19 protein-coding genes are annotated in these 21,750 nt (G+C 40.3%); 17 read left to right on the forward strand and 2 right to left on the reverse strand.

Features of this window, described 5'->3' with window-relative positions; all coding sequences use genetic code 11:
- The first annotated feature begins 45 nt into the window (after nucleotides 1-45).
- The 12 genes from B5D59_RS04670 to B5D59_RS04725 all read left to right on the forward strand — a co-directional run bounded on the left by B5D59_RS04670 (nucleotide 46) and on the right by B5D59_RS04725 (nucleotide 14,478).
- Entirely contained in the window at nucleotides 46-825 is a 780-nt protein-coding gene (locus tag B5D59_RS04670) for an SH3 domain-containing protein (protein ID WP_078817061.1), read from the forward strand.
- A gap of 170 nt (nucleotides 826-995) precedes the next feature.
- On the forward strand, nucleotides 996-1,985 hold the full coding sequence (locus B5D59_RS04675) for an S-layer homology domain-containing protein (RefSeq protein WP_078817062.1): 990 nt from the start codon (nucleotides 996-998) through the stop codon (nucleotides 1,983-1,985).
- Nucleotides 1,986-2,162: 177 nt separating this feature from the next.
- A complete protein-coding gene (locus B5D59_RS18515; protein ID WP_078817063.1) occupies nucleotides 2,163-2,597 on the forward strand; it encodes a phage integrase N-terminal SAM-like domain-containing protein in 435 nt (144 codons plus the stop codon).
- Complete coding sequence (locus tag B5D59_RS04685; RefSeq protein ID WP_078817064.1) at nucleotides 2,590-2,970, forward strand: tyrosine-type recombinase/integrase; 381 nt, start codon at nucleotides 2,590-2,592, stop codon at nucleotides 2,968-2,970. Before B5D59_RS18515 ends, B5D59_RS04685 begins: the two co-directional genes overlap by 8 nt.
- A gap of 94 nt (nucleotides 2,971-3,064) precedes the next feature.
- A complete protein-coding gene (locus B5D59_RS04690; RefSeq protein ID WP_078817065.1) occupies nucleotides 3,065-4,450 on the forward strand; it encodes a S41 family peptidase in 1,386 nt (461 codons plus the stop codon).
- Between the two features lie 1,026 nt (nucleotides 4,451-5,476).
- The gene (locus B5D59_RS04695; protein WP_078817066.1) at nucleotides 5,477-6,031 is read left to right on the forward strand and encodes a competence protein ComK; all 555 of its coding nucleotides are present in this window, start codon (nucleotides 5,477-5,479) and stop codon (nucleotides 6,029-6,031) included.
- A 129-nt stretch (nucleotides 6,032-6,160) separates the two neighbouring features.
- The gene (locus B5D59_RS04700; RefSeq protein ID WP_245799453.1) at nucleotides 6,161-7,249 is read left to right on the forward strand and encodes a PDDEXK family nuclease; all 1,089 of its coding nucleotides are present in this window, start codon (nucleotides 6,161-6,163) and stop codon (nucleotides 7,247-7,249) included.
- Nucleotides 7,250-7,415: 166 nt separating this feature from the next.
- Nucleotides 7,416-8,750: a hypothetical protein gene (locus B5D59_RS04705; protein ID WP_078817068.1), complete on the forward strand. Its 1,335-nt coding sequence runs from the start codon at nucleotides 7,416-7,418 to the stop codon at nucleotides 8,748-8,750.
- 591 nt (nucleotides 8,751-9,341) lie between these two features.
- Entirely contained in the window at nucleotides 9,342-11,624 is a 2,283-nt protein-coding gene (locus B5D59_RS04710; RefSeq protein ID WP_078817069.1) for a S9 family peptidase, read from the forward strand.
- A gap of 315 nt (nucleotides 11,625-11,939) precedes the next feature.
- Nucleotides 11,940-12,182, forward strand: coding sequence for a DUF2188 domain-containing protein (locus B5D59_RS04715; RefSeq protein WP_078817070.1), 243 nt, complete (start codon nucleotides 11,940-11,942; stop codon nucleotides 12,180-12,182).
- Between the two features lie 251 nt (nucleotides 12,183-12,433).
- The gene (locus B5D59_RS04720; RefSeq protein WP_078817071.1) at nucleotides 12,434-13,744 is read left to right on the forward strand and encodes an HAD family hydrolase; all 1,311 of its coding nucleotides are present in this window, start codon (nucleotides 12,434-12,436) and stop codon (nucleotides 13,742-13,744) included.
- 350 nt (nucleotides 13,745-14,094) lie between these two features.
- Nucleotides 14,095-14,478 (forward strand): DUF302 domain-containing protein, encoded by a 384-nt coding sequence (locus tag B5D59_RS04725; protein ID WP_078817072.1) that lies wholly within the window; start codon nucleotides 14,095-14,097, stop codon nucleotides 14,476-14,478.
- 429 nt (nucleotides 14,479-14,907) lie between these two features.
- Here B5D59_RS04725 and B5D59_RS04730 read toward each other — a convergent pair whose 3' ends face one another.
- Nucleotides 14,908-15,504, reverse strand: coding sequence for a hypothetical protein (locus tag B5D59_RS04730; protein WP_342746511.1), 597 nt, complete (start codon nucleotides 15,502-15,504; stop codon nucleotides 14,908-14,910).
- Nucleotides 15,505-15,984: 480 nt separating this feature from the next.
- Entirely contained in the window at nucleotides 15,985-16,959 is a 975-nt protein-coding gene (locus tag B5D59_RS04735) for a hypothetical protein (protein ID WP_078817073.1), read from the reverse strand.
- 601 nt (nucleotides 16,960-17,560) lie between these two features.
- Between B5D59_RS04735 and B5D59_RS04740 the strand changes: the two genes are divergently transcribed.
- The 5 genes from B5D59_RS04740 (at nucleotide 17,561) to B5D59_RS04760 (ending at nucleotide 21,610) form a co-directional block, all read left to right on the forward strand.
- Nucleotides 17,561-17,836: a TcaA NTF2-like domain-containing protein gene (locus B5D59_RS04740; RefSeq protein ID WP_483881266.1), complete on the forward strand. Its 276-nt coding sequence runs from the start codon at nucleotides 17,561-17,563 to the stop codon at nucleotides 17,834-17,836.
- A 193-nt stretch (nucleotides 17,837-18,029) separates the two neighbouring features.
- Nucleotides 18,030-19,277 carry an S-layer homology domain-containing protein gene (locus B5D59_RS04745; protein WP_078817075.1) on the forward strand — a complete coding sequence of 416 codons (1,248 nt, stop codon included), beginning with the start codon at nucleotides 18,030-18,032 and terminating at the stop codon, nucleotides 19,275-19,277.
- 545 nt (nucleotides 19,278-19,822) lie between these two features.
- Nucleotides 19,823-20,170, forward strand: a complete 348-nt coding sequence (locus B5D59_RS04750) for a hypothetical protein (RefSeq protein WP_078817076.1) — start codon at nucleotides 19,823-19,825, stop codon at nucleotides 20,168-20,170.
- Between the two features lie 110 nt (nucleotides 20,171-20,280).
- Nucleotides 20,281-21,051, forward strand: a complete 771-nt coding sequence (locus tag B5D59_RS04755; RefSeq protein WP_176132501.1) for a PIN domain-containing protein — start codon at nucleotides 20,281-20,283, stop codon at nucleotides 21,049-21,051.
- A gap of 271 nt (nucleotides 21,052-21,322) precedes the next feature.
- Nucleotides 21,323-21,610, forward strand: coding sequence for a hypothetical protein (locus tag B5D59_RS04760; RefSeq protein ID WP_139365946.1), 288 nt, complete (start codon nucleotides 21,323-21,325; stop codon nucleotides 21,608-21,610).
- Nucleotides 21,611-21,750: the final 140 nt, after the last annotated feature.

A 21,750-nucleotide genomic window follows, 5' to 3' on the forward strand; every position in this document is an offset into this window, starting at 1 on the left:
CATTCTATGATATGATCAAAAGTAACTAGAAAAGGAGTGAAGTAAATGAGTAAATTGATATTGAAATCAGTAATAATGTTCCTATTGATCGGTAGCATCTATATACTTGCACCACAAGACGCCGATGCTGCAAAAGGTACAGAGATGTACGTGAATGCCAAAAATGACATTATTCTGCGTGTAAAACCGGACCAGCATGCCAATAGGCTGGGTACGGTAAAAAATAAGTCAAAAGTGACGGTCCTCTCTTCTTCAAAGGGCTGGTCATATATTCAGGCAGGGAAAAGCAAGGGGTATGTATATACCTCTGCGCTTTCTAAGAAGAACCCAAATGCTGTTCCTGCTCCAACAACCGTGAGCGGCGGGCTAATGCCTGTGAACGGCCTGATCCTAACATATTCACCTCCATTCATGGAAGGTGATGGAAAAGAGACTTTCAAAGTAAAGAGAGAGGGCAGCTCAGCATATTTATATAGCAGCGATAGCTACTCCTCTTATGACTACCCGAAGTATGCGTATTCCGAGAGAGATGGATATTTCCGGATGGGTGTCTCTGAGTCTGATTTTACTTTCGTGGAAACTCCACTCCCTATAAAACAGGGAAGTTATGTCACTATTTACGGTATGGAGTCCAGTTATAAGGTGCTTATAGAGAGTACGACTAAAACCATTAAAGTAAAGGCTGGTACTTTCAAAAATGTTGTCATCCTACGCTTTCCAAACGGGGCAAGGGAGTATTTGGCCAAGGGAGTAGGAATTATTAAGAGTACAGACAATAAAGGTAAGATCTATACAGAATTAGTAGCTGTAAAGCAGGGAAAATAACAAAAATAGCCTTCTGATTTATTGATCAGGAGGCTATTTTCCACATCAGGTCGGTTATTTTTCAATTAGCGGTATAATTTGCAAAACCCATTATTCTTTTTACCCCCACTGATTTACGATGAATAAAAACTGCGAATTAATCAACAGCTTTTTAGCAAAAGGAGTCTAACATGAATAAAAAAATCCTATTATCCACACTTGCTGCACTCCCCCTTATCCCGGTGATCGCTGTCCAGGCAGAAGCATCAGATTTCAAAGACATAAATAGCGACAATTTGTTTTTTCCTATTATTAAAGATATGAGAGACAGAGGAGTCATTAACGGTTATCCGGACGGTACATTTAGACCCAGTGAACTCATCTCCAGGAAGCATATCGCCATCTTGATAGACAGGACCATTGATTTAAAACCCACCAGAAAAGCGGCTGTCTTTAAAGATGTTCCGAAAACACACCCATACTATAATGCTGTCCAAAAACTCTACCGGGCAGGCATTATCGATGGGGATAACGGGTATTTTTATCCAGAAGCCCCTATCACACATGCACAGATGTCCAAGATTCTGGTCAATGCTTATTCTTTGAAAGTGAAGGCAACATATGACTTCATCGATATGCAAACAGATCACTGGGCTAAGCCTTATGCACGTGCGCTTTATTCCAACGGGATCTTTGAAAGACCCGATGGCAGATTCCAGCCTAATCAACAAGTGACCCGTCTTGACTATACTTTACTGATAAACAATATTATTTATATGGACAAGAATTTTGTAGCAAAACCGATTCATATGCATAGAGATGGGTTCTTTCCAAGGCAAATAGGTATAAAAATTCCTAATGGATGGACAGATGCAAAAGTGGATGAGCATATGAAACGGATTAGGGAAACCGTTTTTGAACATAAGTATAAAACCCAGCAAAACTTCGGTCGGGGCACTTTGGGTTTAGACACCGCAAGTGACCGCAGCTATGTTGAGAAACATATTAATGGAATTGGTTCCCCGATCACTTTCGAGGAGTGGATAGACGCTATCAATTATGCAATCAAGACCGGAGACGTTTATATCGATCCTTCGCATGAATTTGCTGTCTATGCTACTTACGGATATACGAAAGACCGTTATAAGGATTCTATCTACGGACTGTGGCTTGTGCGCTAAAAGAGTTGCTGTTAGTTCAAGGTACCTGTGCGCCACACAATTTAGACACTTCTTTGAATACGTGGCGATCTAGGATCTGAAGAAATATGATCCTGCGGAGAGCAATCTCTGCAGGTTCTTTTTTGTGCCTAAATTTTAACAATACAAGAAGGACTCGGGATATTTGATAATTGGGCGATGCTGCGCGGATTAAGCCAGGAGACTTTACGGGGATATAAGATCGATAGCTGCCAATTTCTGAAATGGTTGTTGCCGCGGGAGGTTTCAATTGGCGAGATTACAGGAGAATTAATTGAGGAATTCATGCGCTACTTAATATTTGAAAGAGGATGTCAACCCACTACTATCAATCGGAAATTGAATACATTAGATCGACTATTCTATTGTTTAAAGAGAAAAGGATTTATTATGAAAAATCCACTGGAAGAAGTGGATCGTTTGAAGACTATAGAGAAAGAGAGGAATTACCTCACTCGGCAAGAACTGAATTCGTTACTAGCAGCAATTGATCATGAAATACTTTATCCCTTTATTTTTACGATGATTCATACAGGAATGCGAGTGAGTGAATGCCGGAATTTAAAACTTGTAGATGTGTATTTAAATGAATGAATTATTTTCATTCGAAAAGCATAGAGAAATGCCGATGTGTCCTCAATTAGTTGAACAGCTTACATCTTATTTGACAAAAGTTCGTCCTGACACAGACTCTCTTTTATTTTTTTCTTTGAAAAGGACAGGGGCGGTCAGTATCCAATATGTTAATAAAATATTGCAGGTTGCTTCGCAAAAGGCGGGGATTGATAAACATGTAACGAGTCATATTTTGCGTCATTCTTTTGCCAGCTTTTTAGTTAAGCAGGAGACACATATTGCAGTAATTCAAAAGCTATTGGGACATGCTAGTTTAAAAACAACGTCTGTTTATTTGCATGTACCTCATAAAGAGATGCGGGAAGCGGTGGAGCGATTCGACTTTGGATAAATGCTGCCCATCTTTCTCACTGTCTATATGATATAATTACAACGTTTAACATAGTCTTATATACTACTAAGCTACTCAAAAGGAGCTAACTCAAATGAAGCTAAAACTGCAATCGTTTCTTCTGTTCTCTCTAGCATTGTTCTTCATTCCGTCAAGTGTACTTGCGGGTTCCGAGCCGGTGAATGAAGTTCGCCAGCTGATCGAAAGTGAATATGTTGATATAGTGCCTGATTCTGTGCTGAATAAGTCTACAATTTCAGAACTACTGGAAGAGCTAGACCCGTATACGAACTTTATGTCAAAAAATGAATTTGAGCAGTTTATGAATGGCATTGAGCAACGGATTGTCGGGGTTGGAGTTGTACTGGAAGAACATGAGCGGGGTGTCCAGATTGTTTCTGTTGTACCTGGCGCACCTGCCGATCAGGCCGGTATTTTAGCCGGTGATATTATTACACATGCGGATGGTGAGGAGTTGGCGGGTAAATCTGTGCAGGCGGCCATCCCATTCATTAGCGGATCAGCTAACACACTAGTGACTTTGACAATCGAACGTCCTTCTGTAAAATCCTTTAGAAAAACATTGAGACGACAAGAAATTCAACTTGTGAATGTGGAACAGATGATGTTGGGGGGTAACGTAGGATATATTCGTCTTCATAGCTTTTCGGAAGATGCAGCAAAGAGTATCCAAAAAGCAATCCGGCAAATGCCAGAAGCTGAGAGTTGGATCTTAGACTTGCGCGATAATGGCGGCGGACATGTTGGGGCAGCACAGCAAGTGATGGGCTTGTTCCCAAAGATGAAACAGGCATACCAGATAAAGTATCGAGATAAAACCGAGACCTTTCCAGTCATTGAGCAACCTATCCAGTTTCATGGCCCGGTTGCGTTGCTTGTTAACAGTTACAGTGCCAGCGCTTCAGAAATGGTGGCGGCTTCTGTGAAGGAGCGGAAAGCGGCAACGCTCTATGGTCAAACAACATATGGAAAAGGATCAATGCAGACAATGTACCAACTTTCCGATGACAGTGTCTTGAAGATGACCATTGCGCGTTTCTTGACACCTGGTGGAAAGAAAGTCGATCAAGTAGGGGTGAAGCCGAATAGCCTAACGAAAAAAGGCATGGAAATCCAAGTGGCTCACGAGCATCAATTAATTAGCCAATGGAGCAACTACAAACGATTGCCCGCATTGGATGCTGTTCCAGTTACCAAAACATTTGATGTAGAGATGACCATGCCAATGAAGTGGAACGACTCAGAGTTCAAAGAAGCAATCCAGTTGATCGAATTGGGTGGAGGGGAACAAGCAGTTACGGTTGAAAAGAAAAATGGACGGACAATCACTGTAAAACCTGAAAAACAGCTGAAAGCAGGTGCATCTTATATATTAGTTATTCATCCAAAATGGAAGAATCTACAGGGGAAGCTTATGAAGCAAGGTGTGTATATGGGTGTGGCAGTTGATGGGAAGTGAAATCAGTTCCTCTTCTATTAACATATTGCAATCTTATTCTAATTCGTATGCAGAGAAGGAATTCGATTAGATAGAAAAACTATACAAAATGTGACGCAAATAAGAATGCCCGCAATGCTTGGGCATTCTTATTTGCATTCTACTTACTGGTAGTACAACACTCAATTCACTTCACTGAATAACAACAAATCATTTCAAGAATGCACGGCCGGTCTTGTTCATCTCATTCTATTGAAGATTAACATGCCGGCGTAGGGCTGCGGCCATTTTGATTTCGTTCTGGAATTTGGCTTACGGTGCTAGATAATGTGTCATTGGAAAAAAACTTTCTTTTTACATAGAAGGGAGGGGCGAAAAGGATACAATTCGCTCATTTTTTTAGATAACAGGGCTTGTAACCAATATGAAGTAGATGTTGAGCTGAAATTGATTTTGCAACCCCCATACAAAGGTGACATCTTGTGAAAAAAATGTAAGTTAGTTTAAATAGTTATCTGCCCTCCAATGACTGTCGTGAGGAGGTGTTGTGTAAAGAAAATTCCTTAGTTTTCTCTCTTTTTTCATTCATAAAAAGTTGTGCATTGGTACGAAAGTGAGCGGAAAAAAATGAAGTTTTCTTAGGGTGAAAATACTCGGTGAAATATGTAGACTATTTGGAATTTTTGGGATATGATAGGTAAAATGACAGGGGAACAAGGTTATGGATAATTGTGAAATGAAATAAAGACGAGTAGGAGTTATAAGAAATTTGGTAAAGATATGTTCAAATTTCCATGCTAGATCAACGTGTACATAAAGATAATCGTTAGTTATATAAGGGTAGGAAGAAAAATGACGCATTGGTGAATGGGCTGCGCCTTGAAGGAGGTGATTGATGGGTGAGGGAATGGAAAAGAAGAATCCTCGAGTATTGATAGTCTGGCCAGACCTACTCGAGGATATCCGATTGGAGTATACCAATCTAGTAAGAGTATACTCCTTTTTTGTTGAATTCTAAAGCCTTTAAGAAAAAAGGGGGAAACTAAAATGAAAATAACAACGGACTATGTAGTGAACAAAGGGACTAGCGTAATCTATCCAGACTATACGGACGAAGGAAAGTTGCAATCTGTAGTGATGGAAAATAGTGAATTATATAAGGTAGATCAAAAGCCAACTACATTAATTGACCATAATCTTCGCTATTATGGATCAAGCTTGCGAGGCGCCAATGAGAGCTCGCGCTTAATCTTAGGCAATGTTATGATGTCGCCTGTTGTCATCAATGAACTGTTGAATTTATTTTTCTTTCCGAGTAAATCCCCTTACAAACCTGACTGCATCTGGTTTGCGCTCTATCACATCCAAGATTACATTGGGATCAGCAAGAAACGAACAAGCGTCAGATTCATTAACGGGGCAAGAATTCTAGTAGATCTCAGTTATAGTTCATTTAATAGCCGTTACGAAAAAGCATGTAAACATAAGAAGGAAATTGAGGGACGGACGAATCAATTACTCATTTATGAATCGAATCGTACGGCTACATACCTGATAAGCAAAGATAGCCGGAATCGGAATTATGGAGTGGTGGAGGAGTAGAAAATAGGTATCCATATAATCTAGTGGTGCGGGAGCCCTCTAATCGAACGAGCATTTAGAGGGCTTTTAATAGGAATAGTCTTACATAATTCTTTACTGTGAAGAATATAAAATGGAAAACAAAATTAAATGGAGATGATTGAAATGCCGATAGAAGTGGGGATTTGGAATGTGACTGGTGCGAATATTAACCGGCTTAACTTTTCACGTATAGAATCCGAGACAAAACTGGAAACAATTTTGCAAAGAGATTTTTCAATTATTGATGAAAATGTTCTGATCCTTGGAAGGCAGATTGCTACTAGTCATGGTAAATATATCGATATTTTAGGCGTTACAGCAGATGGAGAACTTGCCATATATGAATTGAAGAAACATCAAACACCTCGTGAAGTAGTGGCGCAAGCTATTGATTATGCTAGCTGGGCACAGTCTTTATCATATGATGCGGTAATCGACCTGTACGAGGAAAAGAACGGGAATTCATTGGAGGAAGCATTTGAAACAAAATTTGGCTATCCACTCCCAGAAGAACTTAATAACTCCCATCAAATGATTATTATTTGTGCCGAGCTTGATCCGGCGACAGAGAGAATCATTCAATATTTGTCGTCTAATTATGACGTACCGATTAATGCGGTGTACTTTAGATTTTTTAAAGAGAATGACAATGAGTATCTTACTAGAACATGGCTGATTGATCCATCCATTACAGAGGAAAAGATGATATCAACACAAAACGATAAGAAAAAGGAAACATGGAACAAGCGTGACTTTGTCGTTAATTTCGAAGATGGAATTCACCGTAGCTGGAATGATGCAAGAAAATACGGATATATATCCGCAGGTAATGGAAAGTGGTTCAGTCAGACGCTACATAATCTGTTTGTAGGGGCACGTGTATTTTGTATGATACCTGGAAAGGGATATGTTGGGGTCGGAATCGTTACGCACAAGGCGGTCCCTCTTAAGGATGCATTCATCGAATCACAGAATGACAATAAAAGACTGATAGATTGCAAACTTACCGATAATAATTTCAAACATGACCTAGATGACTTGGAAAAATGTGAATACGTTGTAAAGGTTGAGTGGCTCAAAAAAAATCCTATAGAGCAAGCGTATTGGACTAAAGGATTGAGGGCGAATCAAAACTCAGCATACAAACTTACAAGTCAGTTTACGATTGATAAGTTGGAAGAGTTTTTTGGTGTTTGAAATTTAAGAATAGGAACTAAAGAACAAGTACATACGAAAATACGCTATACTGGTAAACAAAAAATAGGACTGTACAACATACTATTCTTACTACTCGCTAGACTAGTTGTGGATAGAGAAGCCCTTTGATTTTCATCGAGCAAATAAGGGGTAGGGGAGAATTTTAATGAATAGGAAAAAAGGTATCCAGTTGAATATGCTGTATGGTATTTCATTCGCAATGCTTCTCAGTGTTGGCGGTTGTGCAAATCCGGGAAAGACTGGAGAAGAGCAGGGAAAGTTGGAAACCGTAGCGGTTTCGGCGAAAGAAGATATACAGAAAGAAGAGACAAAACAGGAAGTTCACCAGCCGGTCCATGTAAAACAGACAGAGACTTCGCTAAATGTTTCGGAGCTGGAAAATCAAGCTTTCTTCACGGACAATGTTTTTTATGACGGAAAAGAAGTGCGACTGTTCGTTTTGCCTGCGGATAAAGAAAATATACAAGTAATGGCGGCTGGTGAAGGGTCCGCTTTCGGAAAACCTGGAGATCGGCGCTATGAAGGAGAGCTGCTGTTTTACCTAGCGGATGCAGCAGGTGAAGAAGCGTATTTGCAAGACACGGATTCGGCTTCCTATTCGCTGAATTTATCAAATGAGCCTTTCACTGTGCGAAAAGTCGGTAGCCAGTCTATTCTCCAGATTGCTGAAATCGTTGAATCAAATGGCAGAGAGCTGACCTTATTTGTGCTCGATCAAGGGCTTCTGCACGCTGTCTCGGTAGATGGTGAGCGTGTGCTTTACGCCAGTACAGAGAAAGTGAAAGTAGTGGAAGACCTGTATCTCCAGACATATCTGTATTTCAACGGCGAACCGCTCGGCTGGCAGTTTCAGACGTACGAGTGGCATCCTGATGAGAAAAAGCTTTCCTTGATCAATGAAAGGGAGCTGTTCATTGAGGATGAATGGAAGGAAGATAGTGATTGGTATGGCGAGGGATTTGCAGACGAAATGTTTGATACGTTTAAAGGTCTAATTGACAAATGGCATGAAATTGACAGTTATGTCGACCCATTCCCATACCGCATATTTCCTGATGATTTGGAAGATCGGTTGAAAAACGGATATATTCTGGACGAGCAGTTGAAAGTAGGGCTGTCAATGACGGCTTACAAGGCTAAATATCCTTTGCATCTTGGTGAATACGAGGCAGAAGGCGGATCGTATTTTTCCTACCCGGACGGGCAAAATGTTTTCTATGACGACTATAACGGTAACGTCTACGGTATTGAGTTGAGAGGTTCCTACTATAAGGATACAACTTCTAGACTGAAGCAGTTATTAGGAGAGCCTGTCAGTGATTCTGCAGATTATCCAATTAGCGATGAGGATAAAGAAGCAATAGCTGGCACGAATTATGATACTGGGGATATTTTGGATTATGAAATAGACGGGTATCATGTGAAGGTGGAATATGAAGGCGAAGAGGTTATCAGTATTTATTTGCATGGAGGAGGGTGAATGCTAAAAGACGTGTACTAGCTCCTTACGAGGATCAGCCGCAATTTCACAAACGATCCTAGTGCACCACACAACTCAGGCTCTATTCTGATAACGGTACTATCATGTTATGAATTTGTTTGGTGATCTATTAGTAGACTGTGAAAGAGATTATAAAGAAACAGCCAATCGTGCTTCAGGATGGTTGGCTGTTTTCCGTATTAATTCAACTTTCTCTCATCCAATAATTTTTTTATCCGCTCATCCAGATAAATTCAGTTTTTTGAAATTGCCTGCCCTTTACCACCTCCGATGGAACCGACGATGCAGATGTATGCTGAATAGTGTCTGGATAATATGAGAGACTAAAGATCAAGTACATGATCTGCCACATAAATCTGCATACTGAGAGAGAAACAAAATTAGCAACCATCAAATGCTGATTATCAGGTATGTCCCGGTCTCTATCCTCCTTTTAAAAAACTTAACCAAAATCCAGTGAAACCAAAGGTCATTCAATTCGTAATAGATGTAATAGTTCATTTATTCAATTGACTTTCCGAGGAATACAAGTGTACTATTTATTTAATACAGTAAAGGGGGAATTTACCAGTGAAAAAGCAAGCTTTACTTGGAGTAATGGCTTCAGCGCTTCTCATGTCCTATCCATTAGGAGCTCAAGCCAACGATTCGGTTCGTACCATTGATCCGGAAACTGTACGTATTGCCGAAAATGTAAAAGCGGAGGTGTCCGTAACCACCGCTGAGTTTATCCAATCAGCTTTGGATGAACTGACATATCAGCACGGATCGAAGGAGATGAGAGAGGAAATTGCCAAGCGTTGGACTGGAAATACTATCAGGGCCGGGTCTGAAAAAGAAATTACCAAAGGTGAAATTTCTAAAATACTAATTCGGGCTTTAGGCATCGAGGAAAAGGAAAAGACGGCCTCCGATTACTTGGAATCCGCAAAGATTCATAGACTTATTAAAGTCTACAGCCAAATAAATGAAACCGTCACAGCAGAAGAAATGGAAGTTATCCTCAAGAATGCAAAACAGTACAAAGGTATCGATGACAAAGGGGTAAGTGAAATTTCGGTCGAAGATTTCATGAAAAACCCTGGAGATTTCGGTTATGAAATGTCACCGGATGGAGAGTATATTTCTTACAGTTCCGAATGGGAAGGCCGAATGAATGTCTTTGTTAAAAAGATGCACGGTGAGGACGAGCCTATTCGCGTAACAAGCTCAAAAGATCGGGACGTTGCTGCATCGTTTTGGAAAGATGACAATATTTTATATGTAAAAGATAATGGCGGCGATGAAAATTATCATATTTATTCATCCGACTTTAACGGACAGAAAGAACGTGACTTAACTCCATATCCCGGTGTCCGTGTAGAAATGATCAGTAATTTGACAGGTGTCAAAGATGAAATCCTTATCGGTATGAATAAAGAAAATCCGACGGTCTTTGATGTGTACCGGCTAAATATTAAAACTGGTGATCTGGAACATGTAGCGAAAAATCCGGGCAACATCGCCGGTTGGCTTGCAGACCATGACGGCAAGATCCGAATCGCGCTCGAATCAGACGGGGTTGATAGTACGGTTCTGTATCGTGAAACGGAGAAGGATGAATTTAAACCACTTGTCCAGACGGAAAAAGGGGATATGATTTCACCGATTGCTTTTTCGAAAGATAACCAATCGATTTATGCATTGTCCAATAAGGATCGTGATAAAACGGAATTGGTCGTTCTTGACTTGAAGGCAAACGAAAAAGTCATCCATTCCAACCCGCAGGTCGATATTTTGGGAGCGGTGTATGATCCAGTGAAAGATGCCATTTTGGCAAGCGTCTATATGACAGATAAAATTCACTACGAGTTCTTTGATAAGGAATTGGAAAATACCTTCAATGATTTAAAAGAGAAACTGAACGTCGACGAAAGTCAGTTATCGATCGAAGATTACAATAAAGAAATGAGCAAGTTTATTGTAGCTGTGTCGGGTGATAAAGAATATGGAACCTATTATTACTACGACGCAGAAACGAAAGAACTGACAAAATTGACGGAGCTGGCACCATGGATCGATCGGGATTCGCTAGCGGATATGCATCCGATTTCGTATAAGAGCCGGGACGGTCTCACGATTCATGGTTATTTAACGTTGCCGAAGAATAAGAAAGCGGAGCAATTGCCATTAATCGTTAATCCGCATGGCGGACCTTGGGCACGTGATATGTGGGGCTATAATCCGGAAGTACAACTGCTTGCCAATCGCGGATATGCAGTTCTCCAAGTAAACTTCCGATCTTCCACGGGATACGGAAAGGAATTCATGGATGCGGGCAATAAACAATGGGGATTAAAAATTCAGGATGACATAACAGACGGTGTTCAATGGGCTATAGATCAAGGCATTGCGGATCCTGACCGAGTTGGTATTTACGGAGCATCGTTCGGAGGCTATGCTACACTGGCGGGCATTACGTTCACTCCTGATTTATACGCAGCGGCCGTAGACTATGTCGGAGTCTCCAATTTATTTACACTGCTCGATACGATTCCGCCATATTGGGAAACGATGAGAAATAATCTTTACAACCGAGTCGGCCACCCTGAAGAGGATAAAAAATTATTGGAAGCCGTCTCTCCTGTATTCCACGCCGATAAAATCAAAACGCCATTGTTTGTTGCCCAAGGTGCAAACGACCCTCGGGTTAACAAGGCAGAATCCGATCAAATCGTGGAGGCTTTGAAGAAGAGAGGCATCGATGTCGAATACATGTTAAAAGACAATGAAGGACATGGATTCCAGAATGAAGAAAACCGTATTGAATTTTATCATGCGATGATTGAGTTTTTAGATAAGCATTTGAAGTGATATTGCGTACTTGCGCGAGACGCAATAATAAAGAAGAGTGCCCTCTAACCGAGTAATTGGTTAGAGGGCACTCTGTTTGCAAAGAAGCAATAGCCGGCACGAATTATGATATGGGGGATATTTCGATTATGAAATAGGCGGGTATCATGTGAAGGTGGAATATGAAGACGGAGAGCTTATTGGTATTTATTTGCATTGATTACTCGGCTTTACTTGCGTTTGATTAGTACGAAAGCCCGTCAAAGCAACTATCCGTTTTATCCTCCCACAACCGGGTAGTAAATAAATAGAATGAAAAACTGAGGAGGCATTGGAATGAGCAGAGAGCAAAATGAGTACTTTGAAGACCGAGCGGGAACGAAAGATGCGCGCTATCATGTCGTGCCGCATGACAATGAATGGGCAGTGAAACGCGAAGGGGAAGATGAGCCGATCTGCACGACGGATTCTCAAGACGAGGCAATCGATGAAGCGAAACAACTGGCGGAAGTAGATGGAACGATGGTTTATATTCATAACGACCGTGGTCGGATTGAAGAGCAACTGGATTTTAAATAGGCTATCATACAGTGAAGAAGGGTAAATCAAATACTCTAACACTTAGGCGTAATGAGGTGTAAAGAACAGTCAACTATCTTTTGGGATGATTGGCTGTTTCATTTTTCTCTCAATTAAATGTTTGACTATTCAATCAACTCGTGCTAACTTAATATACATAAAATAATAAATTGGCAAAGGAGCCTGTTTCAATAGCGAGTAGTCAGCTATTGAATAGGCTTCTTTTGTCTTTTTAGAGGAGGAATGGCAATATGAAGAACAAAATCACATTCAAAGCTTTGTTAAGTGTGATGGTTATTTGCTTGTTTTTTTCTATTCCTGTAAGTGCAGCTGACATTGGAAAATCAGCCTCGACTTCACAAGTACGTGATGACCAGAGTATTCAAGTGTTGGATAAGGGGAAATGGGCGCCTGACACGTATAGAGCTGTCCAAAACCTGATTGATAAGCACGGTGTCGGAAGTCCAAGTTACAATCCTAAACGAAAACCTTATGCTGTTTTTGATTGGGACCATACTAGTATTATGAGCGATACACAGGAGGCCCTTTTTCTTTATCAAATCGATCACTTGGCATTCAAACTAAAACCGGAAGAGTTTTATGAAATGATTAAAATGAATGTGCCGGACGGGCCCTTTTCAGACGAACTTCAAAACCTTCAAGGAGATGCGATCACTCTCGAGGAGATCACAGAGGATCTAAATCGCAATTATGAATATCTTTATTCCAACTATGAAGGGATGAATGGGAAAGAGTCGCTAGAAATACTTCGTTCAACTGATCAGTTTAAAGATTTCAAAGCAAAAATGTATTTTCTTTATGAAGCCATTGGGGAAACATACGGAATTGAAATCGGATATCCATGGGTACTTTATTTATTTGTCAACATGTCGACAGAAGAGATTCAGCAGCTTGCAGAGGCTTCAAATGATTATAGTCTAGGAGCAGGAATGGGATCGGTGACACTTAGAAGTCCTGAGTCCATGTCAGGAAAAACGGGTATTGTTGAGATCACCTATTCGACAGGACTGCGTCTGAGTTCCGAAATATCAAATCTTATGCATACATTTATTGAAAATGGGATTGACGTTTATGTTATTTCAGCTTCGATGGAAGATGTGGTCGAGGTATTTGCAACCAATCCAAAGTATGGATACAATCTTCCGAAAGAAAATGTGTTTGGGATGAGATTAAAAAAGAAGGATGGGATTATTCAAGCAAAATATGAAGACAATTGGCCGATTACTGCTCGAGAAGGCAAGGTAAAAATAATTGAACAATTCATCTCCAAAGAGCGGGGTGGTTACGGCCCAATATTTGCAGCGGGGGATACCCACACAGATTATGAAATGCTGACAGCTAAGGATGTGAAACTCGGTTTAATCATTAACCGTGTCAAAGCAGGCGATATTGGCAAACTTTCGAAAATAGCTGTAGAACGTATGGGAAAAAATAACCCAAAATTTATTCTTCAAGGAAGAAACGAGAATACAGGCTTATGGATACCGACTGAATCCACGATCAAGCTCGGGTCAAATGAAGAAAAATTGTTGGCGGATTAGGTACTGCACCACACAATGCTGATAATTGAGTGATGAACAAAAGAAAGAGCCCTTTAACCGAGCGTCTGGTTGGGGGCTTCTGTCTGCTTTTTACATCCTTTCTTTAGACAACAAATAAAGCCCTCTATTCTGTTGATGTAGAAAATGTATGCATTTGAGTCAATTGGTAATATGAATAATGAACAGTTGTTTTTAAAAAGCAGATTCAATAAAAGTCGATCTGGCATCAGATTGGTTCAATTTGAACTTTTACATAACCCACCCTTTCACATAGATCATCACAGCGTTTTAATTCTTTCATAATGGGAATCCTACAAATGAAAGAAGATAAGCAAAGGAGCTGGGAAAATATGTTCGATTATACGGTTGAAACGACAAAAGGAAAAGATGAAGCGATCCGCGCTTTGGAAAATAGCTTGTCGGAAGAGAAGTTTGGTGTCCTTTGGAATTTTGATTTGACCAAAAAACTCAAAGAAAAGGGTGCTGATTTTGAAACTCCGTTTACTGTTCTTGAAGTTTGTAATCCCCATGAAGCTAAACGAGTACTGACCGAAAACCTTCTGGTCGGCTATGTGTTGCCTTGCAAAATTGTTGTATATGTCCATCAAGGAACAACGAAAATCGGATTGCCACGTCCTACCGCACTATTGAGTATTGTTAAAGACGAGAATATCTTAGGAATTGCAAAAGATATCGAGACTCGTCTAATCGCTGCGATTGATCGGGCGAAGTAACTTGAAAAAGCATGTCTAAATAGCCATAGGATCTTATGCACCAATCAAATCAGGAACAACTCTGAATGCATACACTGTCATCAAGATTAAATTCTACAGGAAAAAGAAAGCCCTTTAACGGATAAAACAGTCAGGGGGCATTTCCGTTTGCTTTGAATAGGTTACTAGGAGAATTCTATTATCGTTAGAAGATGGTCTATATTCATAACGGCCACGGAGGGATTGTGGGGCAGCTAGATTTTAAATAGGTCCCCACACATTCAAACAGAGTTCTGTCTGTTTCGGGTACTGCTGACCGAAAAAACCGCGCAACACAAAGATGTATCTTCATACAAAGTCGCATATTGTTAGCATGTCCGCTCAACTGCATACAGCGTCCGCGAAAAGCCAGGGAGTGCCGATCGTTCTCCTCCCTGTAGCTGCTAGATTCTATTCGATCTTCCTTTTCATAGAAGCAACAGTAAATCTGTATACCCGATCATACCTATAAAAAAGGCAGGGAAGCTGCTCTCGTTCTTCTGGAAGTTCTTCTTTCATGACGTTCAGCACAATGCGGCCCGCTAAAAAGGCAGATAAAATAGAGAGAACCATATCATTTACCTCTGTAAAGACACCGACCAGCCATCCAACTGTAATCGAAACGGCGAGCAACCAACGTCCATACCAATCATAGTCCTCTTTATGCGTGGCACACAGACCATTGTCATTCGTAACAAAGTGAACACCCATCGCTATGAAATAAAATATCATGCCCCATTCTGTCTGATACTCTCCCCGTAGAAGCAAGTATCCTATGGTCGCGTTATAAAGAGCAAATGAGCCTATATGAAGCCAAAAAACACCAGCTGTCGCTTTATGTTCTCCATCCTTTTTATTGTGCCGTTTAGAGGATTTCGCCAGCTGTTCCAAACCATAAAAGAGAGCGAGTCCCAGCATGGCTATTATATAGACGTGATTCTCTAAATAGCCGAGGCTGCGTAGCTTCCCATCGAAATCCTTTTGGTACTCACCTAATTCCGGTAGCAAGTGCAAAAACACATAGGCAACAGCTATTTAGCCTGCAACTGATAGAAACCGGCTCCGAGGCTCCACCTTTAAAAACTTCATCACTTTTAAACTTAAATGAATGATGACAAAACCGATGACAAACACAAAACTTAGGCAAACTCCCATGAAATCCTCCTAATCTATCTTATTCCTATTCTTTTCCCACTAGGCTTGCTACAAAACGTGATATATAGTGACTGTTACCTTCTTAAAGTAGGTATCAAGTCTAGGCATTATAATCGAATAGTATGACTTCAGGGGAAGCCTGGCTTATTTAAGACGGGAGGGTCGGTTACGCGGGCGCAATCTACAGTTTTTCTTACTCTGATGCTATTCTGATAACTGAATAATGTACGGAGAAAGGGCCTCCTGATCGAGAAATCTCGGTCGAGAGGCCCTTTCTGTTATTCTCTCTCCAACTTACGATAACACTTTAATTTGCTTGTCGCGCAAGGTTTCTTAACGGAACACATTTTCAGTAGTCAGGTTAAGATGCACCGTGTCCTCGTCGAAATACTGTACCCCCAAGTAATACTTGCCCACTCGGTATACATCCATATGATTGCCGTAGCTCAACACTTCTTTGCCGAATTGTTTTCTGAAATAGGGTCTTAACGACTTTCTATTTCCATGAAGATCGGAGGTTCGGAAAACTCCCCGCACTTTGGCGTTTGATTTTATTGCTTTGCTGTAATCGTTATTGTAGTAGAAGCCGTAGTTTCCAAGCGCAGTATAATAGAAATTATAATGCTCGGCCATTTCCTGGCGGGCATACGGGTCCTGTACGGCAGATTTTAAGTTAGAAAATGACATGCCAAGCGCTCCCGGCACCCATTTCAGCTGCCCCTTCTTGGCCAATGAAGCAAAGGTGCTGTCGAAATAGGCGATTTCTTTAGCGGAGCCTTTTACATACAACTGATAAAATTTCGACTTGAAAGAGCCTGAATGTTTGCTGGCAGTAGACCCATCGTAATAAGGACTGTACTCCTCTATGCCAATCTCTATAATGCTTGAGGATACAAATCTGGCATGCATGCCCGCACCATCGCCACCGAATGCTTTGTTCATAAATATCTTTCCGTTGCGGTTTACACCGATTACTTCAACTGTTTCCGTTCCCCCTGCGCCCGTCTTGTAATAGAGATAGGTATCATTGGTTTTGGTAACCGTGAAACTAATCTCACTGCTGCTCCACCCGCCGACGCCTTGCCAGATTGCACGGCCACCTTTTTTAATGACCGGCTCTTTATTCGACGTGATATCGATCACTAAAGAGTTGCTGAGTTTGATCGGAAACTTTGATTTTTCAGAGGACGGTGAATATGTCTTATACACTTTCTCGTTAGTTTTGGCACTAGCCTTGTTTTCTGTTAGAAACAATAGAGATGTAATGGCGAGGAAACACACTGCCAATACTTTAACGACTTTTTTCATGGGATTCTCCTTCGTAAAATAAATTTAAAATCTAACTTGAAACTACTTGCATTTTAATGATCTTGCTGATTAAATGCTCTGCTACTTAAAATCAAATCAACTGAGTAACCACCTCTTTTCTCCTGATTCAATTATACTATTTCAGGTTGTCTTTTTAATAGAGAATTAGATAATTTTTGTTAAGTGATGTAAGGTTTGAAACTTTCTTTTATCCAGCTATTATTTTTCAACGGCAGCAAGGTTTCTAAGATCAATTTAAATGTGGTACCGTTCAATATTGTAAATTAAGAAAAAAGAGAAGGAGTCTACTAACGGAGAGGGCCTATAGAAAACGATGGAGAATCTTTCGATTTAACAAATGGTGGAGCGAAATCTTTTTCGAGAGAACGAAGAACACAGATAAGGAAGCTAAAGCAGATCGTAAACCAGCAAGCAAACCAACTGGGGAATCAGCAACAGAGCAAGCAGTTCAACCCGTTCAACTACTAAAAGTAGACTTGGATACAGTGCCGGTAACGGGTGCCAGTAATACAGTGAAAGTACACGCGATTAAATCAGTAGATTGACTTAATATTAATTAGAGGCGTATACAACCGGTGGCATAGAACAACTTGGGTACTTTGTTCATCCATCGTCCTCATTTTATTCTGAACAAAAGAAGTACATGAACTCATTAAATTCACGTGATGTTGAACTCATCGATCATTCGATTTCATCAATGGAAAAATTAGCGCCGAATAAGTATAAAGTTACCGTGAATGAGCAGTACTCAATCTATGAACCGGAGAAATGGTATAGTGAATCTTCCCAAACAAGTCATTATACAGTTGATTTGTTAGATGGTTCTTTCTATATTAAGGAGTTCTCGTTTAAATGAATTTCTTATCAATCTCATTTGGGAAGTTCTGTTTATGGTTACCTGAACTTCTCAAAATAGTGTCAGACTTGTATAATTTACAGCGTGATTTATAAAATTAAACTCTATGATTTTACTGTATACTACCTAATGCGTTGTTGGTAAAATATGATTAGCTAGTAATCATATTTTACTAGACAAGAGGAGGGAGTATATGAAGAAGATTGTATCGATTTTCAGCTGGACCACGTTGTTGCTGTTGGCCTCGTTCATTTTTGTCGGAACAAACCAAGCATCAGCGAAGGAGTTCAAAGATGTGCCCAAAAGCCATCCGAATTATGAGGCGATCCAGGCAATGCAAAAGGCTGGGTATATTGGCGGTTACCCTGATGGGACATTCCGTCCGAATGAAAAAATTAGCCGGAAGCATGTAGCGCAGTTGCTTGAAAAGGCAGTGAAGCTGCCGGGACTGTCATCCAGTAAGGTTATTTATACGGATGTGCCGAAAAGTCATCCATATTACACGCCGATCATGAAACTGTCGCAAGCGGGAATTGTAGGTGGATCAAATGGAAAGTTTAATCCGAATTCTACCATTACTCGCATCCAAATGGCGAAAGTGTTGGACTTGGCATTCGACTTGCATATGGGACCTTACCAACGACCGTTTGAAGACGTTAATAGCAATCACTGGGGGTATCCACATGCAAGCGCAATGTATTCGAGCGGTGTATCAAAAGGGGATAACGGAAAGTTCTACCCGAGCCGACCTGTCACGCGGGCGCATTACGCGGAATTTTTACAGCGCGCAATCAATGTCACTAAATCACGTCCGAATACGACTGCTATGACGAAAGGAAAGGCAGTGGACCTTTCATACCGCCTGCCGCATATTATTGAAGGGATTATTTTAGAAGGAAAATATAAGAAGAAATCATTCAATACTATTCGTCCGCAATTACTTCAGTATGTGACGAAGGAGTTTGCGGATACGAAATTGAAGAACTATTATCCGCATGCATGTACAGAATGCGATAGTTTCTATTTTCCATACTATTTAGATACGAGCATAAGATTCAGCTTCAATCAGCCGAACAGTTATGCGGTCAATGTGAAAACGGTTGAGTTTTCAGATGGCTTGTCTGGCGGCGGGTTTGTAGATTACAAATTCATAAAAGAATCGGGCACTTGGAAAATGGCGAATTATACGTATGAAATGGTAGGGAAACGGCATCTGCAGCTTACGGTTAACGAAGCGCAAACGATTCTAAAACAGGATTATCAAGACTATGGTCACCGCAATGTTACCGTAAGCTATGTATCGACTGTACGAGACACGGCTCATGATTATAAAGCTGATCAAAAATATTCGTACGATAAGTATGTATTTAGAGTCGAAACAAACAAAGGCCGTTTTAAGGTAAGCTTCCAATCTAATGATGGAATGCATTATGAAGACTAAGAACTGGTCTTGATACAAATCAGAGAGTTGATTAAGGGAAAAGAAGGAAGTTTTTAACCGGTTGAACTGCTTCCTAATTGTTAGTGATTGTTTAACAATTGGGGTGGCAGTTCATTTTGCATTAGCGGACTTATTTGTATTGATACATTATATGATCGTGGAAATGTTAGATGAAATAGAAGCAGTGAAATTTAAAGAAATCATTTTTATCTCACCTTTCCATTTTCCGTAACCTGTATACACACCAAGACAAACGACCCTCTCAATTTAGCCGTCATTGCTAAAATGCATAATTCGCATGAGTTACTTACTAGGCACGAGAAAGAGAAAGAATATAGTTAATTCTTAATACACTTTGCCTGTTTGAATATTTTACATACAATAGGGTGGGGATAAATATGACTGTAAAGTTGGAAATCCAATTATTGAAAGTACACGCCAAAATGCACGAATTGTCCTTATGTTTTAGTTAAGATCTCTAAGCGTCACACGGAATTATAACCTGTCCTGACAACCGAGCGGAAAAAAAGGAAGGAGTGTTGGAAATGTGGAGCTTGTTTAGAAAATTTTTGTTGCCGCGTGAGCACGATGAATTTTCGGAGTTGATGAAGCGGGCAACTGATTTGGGGATGAAGGACTCAAAATGGAATAATTTTAAAAGTGATTCCCTTTTATTTAGTTCAAGCAGTCGACATGACGATTTCTCTGATGAGATGGATGAATTGGAACGTCAGCAATTTGAGAGTTTAGAAATTCACCATTCCCATATGGATATGCATGATCCTTACATCAACCCAGGTGTCAGTATAGTGGTCGATGAATCCTATCATGGAATCGATCATGGAAGTGCGGATTCGGATTTTACACATCATAGTGGACATGATGGTTTTTAAGAAAGGATACTACAGTTGGAGGAAGAGTAAAAATGGTTCTTATTTTCATATTTTCTTACCTTGCTAAAAAAGAGGCTAGTACTTCACTTATTAGTTCGGCGGTTACCAGTATGATCGTTTTTAATGCAATCTTAAGTCTATATTTCCTATTGTTGCATCCTAAAATCACCAAAGGAAAGCTAAATGGGGGAATGGCCTCCTTCTTATCATTTATATCCATAGGTTTGGGACAGGCTTATAATCGACAGCTTGTTAAAAGTATTTTGTTTCTTGCCTTGTATCTCGTTCTGTTTGTCAGAATAACGAAACAAGGGGATGATTTCTCGGGCTGGGCTGTTTTCTTTGTCCTGTTCGTTTTACCGATTCTCTCTATGTTTGAGGCCAATTACAGTTCAGGAAAAATGAATCAACGACTTGCAAAAAAACAGCAAAAAAAGCAGCTGGAACAACGTGCAGGACTTCTTACTACATACCATGAAAATAACCACCAGTTTGCGGTCGATACGAACATTCTCATGCATGATGCAGATTTGTTGATCCATTTATTGGGTACTAAGCAAATCAAGCTCATCATCAGTAGTCAAGTTTTTAAAGAATTAGATGGGTTGAAGAACAACAAAGAAAAATTGACTAGAATGCGTGCGCAATTGGCGTTTGATGTAATAGAAGCGTATCAGCGCAAAGGTTTGCTAAAGCTAATTCAAGTGCCTACATATGATAAGCTGCAAAAATTGGCCTTGTCAACGTCTGCTGACGAGAAAATCATCGCAACCTATTTATATGAATTCAAAAACGGTGCAAACAATTTGCTGTTTTTGTCAAATGACAAAGGTGCCCGCATTATTGCTCGTAACGCCGGCATGCCGGTTGCGGAGGTATAGAAGATAGTATTGTAGCATTCTTAGAGAACAGCAAGTGTATCCGCACACTCGTTTGGATCAATCAAATCCATTGGCTAAGACGTTCTATTTCTTATAATCCATCTTTAATATATTTTATCAACTAATATCCGCAATACTCGGGTGAATTAACCCGGGAGATTGCGGGCTTTTTTGTCTTTTCACTATTTTACAAGAAAATACATAAACTTGATATGATAAAATCTAGACTACGAGAATATTATTCAAGAGGCCGGAAAGGGGAATGGGGCAAATGAAAAAGCTGGTCATTATTATTGCGGGGGTGATCGTGCTACTTCTCCTGCCAGTTAGGATGTGGATGGCGAAGAAGGATACCGCTATGCAAGTGACTGTGCTCGATAAGACAGTTCCGAAGGGAGTCTTTCAAATTTCAAAGACGTCGAGGGCTCTGAAAAATAACTTCTATGTAATGGACTTCATGGCCTTCGTATTTATTAATGGGCGCCTAAACGAAAAACGGTTGACTATCCCCCAGGATGGTTGGCCGTTTTCTACTTCATCAATTCCTACCGAACAATAAATCGCATATTTATGTTTTCATTCAGTAACTTTCCTTCCTTTGCCAGGACCCCTTGTCGAACGGTCAGGTAGTAGGCTTCCAGTTCCCATCGACTTTGCGGAGAAATTATTAACTGGTGGATATGAAGCTTCAAGATACTA

The organism is Sporosarcina newyorkensis (genome assembly GCF_900167515.1).
Classification (GTDB): domain Bacteria; phylum Bacillota; class Bacilli; order Bacillales_A; family Planococcaceae; genus Sporosarcina; species Sporosarcina newyorkensis.

What these genes read in the sequence shown, in the direction of transcription:
- B5D59_RS04670 (WP_078817061.1), top strand. Translation starts at nt 46, where the DNA reads ATGAGTAAATTGATATTGAAATCAGTAATAATGTTCCTATTGATCGGT.
- B5D59_RS04675 (WP_078817062.1), top strand. Translation starts at nt 996, where the DNA reads ATGAATAAAAAAATCCTATTATCCACACTTGCTGCACTCCCCCTTATC.
- B5D59_RS18515 (WP_078817063.1), top strand. Translation starts at nt 2,163, where the DNA reads ATGCTGCGCGGATTAAGCCAGGAGACTTTACGGGGATATAAGATCGAT.
- B5D59_RS04685 (WP_078817064.1), top strand. Translation starts at nt 2,590, where the DNA reads ATGAATGAATTATTTTCATTCGAAAAGCATAGAGAAATGCCGATGTGT.
- B5D59_RS04690 (WP_078817065.1), top strand. Translation starts at nt 3,065, where the DNA reads ATGAAGCTAAAACTGCAATCGTTTCTTCTGTTCTCTCTAGCATTGTTC.
- B5D59_RS04695 (WP_078817066.1), top strand. Translation starts at nt 5,477, where the DNA reads ATGAAAATAACAACGGACTATGTAGTGAACAAAGGGACTAGCGTAATC.
- B5D59_RS04700 (WP_245799453.1), top strand. Translation starts at nt 6,161, where the DNA reads ATGGAGATGATTGAAATGCCGATAGAAGTGGGGATTTGGAATGTGACT.
- B5D59_RS04705 (WP_078817068.1), top strand. Translation starts at nt 7,416, where the DNA reads ATGAATAGGAAAAAAGGTATCCAGTTGAATATGCTGTATGGTATTTCA.
- B5D59_RS04715 (WP_078817070.1), top strand. Translation starts at nt 11,940, where the DNA reads ATGAGCAGAGAGCAAAATGAGTACTTTGAAGACCGAGCGGGAACGAAA.
- B5D59_RS04720 (WP_078817071.1), top strand. Translation starts at nt 12,434, where the DNA reads ATGAAGAACAAAATCACATTCAAAGCTTTGTTAAGTGTGATGGTTATT.
- B5D59_RS04725 (WP_078817072.1), top strand. Translation starts at nt 14,095, where the DNA reads ATGTTCGATTATACGGTTGAAACGACAAAAGGAAAAGATGAAGCGATC.
- B5D59_RS04735 (WP_078817073.1), bottom strand. Translation starts at nt 16,959, where the DNA reads ATGAAAAAAGTCGTTAAAGTATTGGCAGTGTGTTTCCTCGCCATTACA.
- B5D59_RS04745 (WP_078817075.1), top strand. Translation starts at nt 18,030, where the DNA reads ATGAAGAAGATTGTATCGATTTTCAGCTGGACCACGTTGTTGCTGTTG.
- B5D59_RS04750 (WP_078817076.1), top strand. Translation starts at nt 19,823, where the DNA reads ATGTGGAGCTTGTTTAGAAAATTTTTGTTGCCGCGTGAGCACGATGAA.
- B5D59_RS04755 (WP_176132501.1), top strand. Translation starts at nt 20,281, where the DNA reads ATGATCGTTTTTAATGCAATCTTAAGTCTATATTTCCTATTGTTGCAT.
- B5D59_RS04760 (WP_139365946.1), top strand. Translation starts at nt 21,323, where the DNA reads ATGAAAAAGCTGGTCATTATTATTGCGGGGGTGATCGTGCTACTTCTC.